The sequence below is a fragment of the Chromohalobacter sp. 48-RD10 genome, assembly GCF_029889785.1.
Lineage (GTDB): Bacteria > Pseudomonadota > Gammaproteobacteria > Pseudomonadales > Halomonadaceae > Chromohalobacter.
Genome location: NZ_JARANX010000099.1, coordinates 1 through 2092 on the forward strand (window position 1 = coordinate 1; position 2092 = coordinate 2092).

Annotated in this window: 4 protein-coding genes; 3 read left to right on the plus strand and 1 reads right to left on the minus strand. The window is 57.9% G+C overall.

The window, feature by feature from the left end; translation table 11 throughout:
• Together OP496_RS17340 and OP496_RS17345 are read left to right on the plus strand one after the other, a co-directional pair.
• A partial coding sequence (locus tag OP496_RS17340) for a hypothetical protein (RefSeq protein ID WP_280565107.1) occupies window positions 1-376 on the plus strand: 376 nt, incomplete at its 5' end.
• A 179-nt stretch (window positions 377-555) separates the two neighbouring features.
• Window positions 556-996 carry a low molecular weight protein-tyrosine-phosphatase gene (locus tag OP496_RS17345; RefSeq protein ID WP_280565110.1) on the plus strand — a complete coding sequence of 147 codons (441 nt, stop codon included), beginning with the start codon at window positions 556-558 and terminating at the stop codon, window positions 994-996.
• Window positions 997-1078: 82 nt separating this feature from the next.
• Here the strand turns inward: OP496_RS17345 and vapC are convergent, their stop codons facing one another.
• Window positions 1079-1426 carry a tRNA(fMet)-specific endonuclease VapC gene (gene vapC, locus OP496_RS17350; protein ID WP_280565111.1) on the minus strand — a complete coding sequence of 116 codons (348 nt, stop codon included), beginning with the start codon at window positions 1424-1426 and terminating at the stop codon, window positions 1079-1081.
• A 114-nt stretch (window positions 1427-1540) separates the two neighbouring features.
• Between vapC and OP496_RS17355 the strand changes: the two genes are divergently transcribed.
• Window positions 1541-2092: Rpn family recombination-promoting nuclease/putative transposase (locus tag OP496_RS17355; protein ID WP_280565112.1), on the plus strand; the 552-nt coding region annotated here is incomplete at its 3' end.

Sequence of the window (2092 nt, forward strand, 5' to 3'; positions counted from 1 at the left end):
CCTCCAGCAAGCCGTGGACAGGGTCGTGGCGATCATCCAGGCTGATCCGAACAAGGACCGTACCGACGCGATCATCACCCGCTGGTTGAAGCGCCACCTTCAACGACTCGGAGCGGAGGTCAATCTGGATCGGCTCAACAGTTTGGTGGAGGATAAAGACATGTTGGCGGAAAACTTGCAGACCTGGGCTCAGAAAGAGCGTGAGGAAGGGCGTCAGGAAGGACTTCAGGAAGCTGAGAAGCGCGCTTTGGAAGAAAAGCGTAATACCGCGCGTAATCTGATCGCCCGCACCGAGATGGAAGACCAGTTGATTGCGGAGATTACGGGTTTGGCCGTTGAGGAAGTGAGTCAGCTGCGTCCCGAGAATAAGCACTGACTCCCTCGTTTAATTGACCATGAACTGATGTTTGATGACGGCCCCTTTCGGGGCCGTTGTTGTTTGTGGCCGGGGCATGAGCACGCCCATGCTTGGATGGCGAGGCTTTTCATCTTCCGGTGGGTGCGCTTTGGCGTCACGATAGGGTGTTGTGCAACGCGAAATGGGGCTCGGCATTGATGTTTAAACGTATTCTGGTGGTGTGTACGGGCAATATCTGTCGTAGCCCGGTGGCGGCGGCGCTGTTACAGCGACAGTATCCTGATCGGATGATTGCCACGGCGGGCCTTGGCGCGCGTGTGGGAGAGGGCGTCGAGACGCATTCGCGCGCATTGGCGGAGGCCGAAAAGCCGGAGCTCGCCAATGCGCTCAAGGCGCATAAGGCACGCCAGATCGATGAAACGATGCTGCGCGAAGCGGACTTGGTCTTGGTAATGACGGAACGCCAACGCCGCGCGGTGGGGGAGCTGTTACCCTCGGCGTTTGGCAAGACCATGCTGTTCGGGCGTTGGCTGGCCAACCCGGAGATTTCCGACCCCTACGGCAAGAGCGACGAAGCGTTCACGCACGTGCACCGGCAATTGGTCAACGCGGCCGAGGCGTGGGCGGGGAAGTTGTAACCTTGTATTGAGCAGTGCATGACACGTCAATGCTGGCGGCCCCTCTTTGGGGCCGTTTGCGTTTGTGGGGAGACAAGTAGCCTCATGGGGCATGAGTCGTCCAGTCGTTCAGGCGCAGCCCCGAAACGCGCTCGAATTCACGTAGGTTATTGGTGACGACAATTAGGCCCTGTGAGCGTGCATGACCCGCTATCATCTGATCGTAAGGCCCGATAGGGGTACCCGCTTTCGCGAGTTCGGCTCTTAGTTGGCCAGTATGGGCAGCTGCATCGTTATCGTAAGGCAGAACTTCCAGACGTGCTGTGAAGCTTTCGACGACGGCGATGTTGTGCTCGGGGTTACTGGATTTCTCCGCGCCATAGACGAGTTCCATCAGCGTGATGGAACTGATGCACATCTGCTGTGGTGGCGCTTGAAGATCTTCCCGCATAGAGTGTCCACCCAGGTTGTGAGAAGATATTAGTGGGAGCGAATTTATTCGCGATAGTCTCTGTCCCAGGTGCCCGCAACGCGGTAAGCTTCTAGAATTGAGACAGGAGCACGCATGGCGAGTCAACACCACCACCCTCACGACCACAGCTATAAGCTGCTGTTCTCTCACCCCGAGATGGTGAGAGACCTGCTGACCGGGTTCGTCAAGGAAGCCTGGGTGGAACAACTCGACTTCTCGACACTGGAGAAGGTCAGCGGCTCCTATATCACCGAAGATCTGCGGGATCGCGAGGACGACGTCATCTGGCGAGTGCGCTGGGGCGACGACTGGCTCTATGTTTATTTGCTGCTCGAGTTCCAGTCGAGCGTCGATAGATTCATGGCCGTGCGAGTCATGACCTACCTGGGGCTGCTCTATCAGGACTTGATTCGTCAGGAGGCCTTTACCCCCAACGGCAAGCTACCGCCGGTGTTGCCGATTGTGCTCTACAATGGGGAGAAGCGCTGGACGGCGGCACAAAACGTGGCGGACCTGGTCGAACAGGTACCCGGTGGGCTCGAACGCTATCGGCCGGACTTGGCCTATCTGCTTCTCGACGAAGGGGCGGTCATCAGCGACCCTGAGTGGTCGGATCACATGCGCAACGTAGCTGCTGCGCTCTTT

Coding starts and splice junctions, on each gene's coding strand:
- OP496_RS17345 (WP_280565110.1), top strand. CDS start 556: ATGTTTAAACGTATTCTGGTGGTGTGTACGGGCAATATCTGTCGTAGC.
- vapC (WP_280565111.1), bottom strand. CDS start 1,426: ATGCGGGAAGATCTTCAAGCGCCACCACAGCAGATGTGCATCAGTTCC.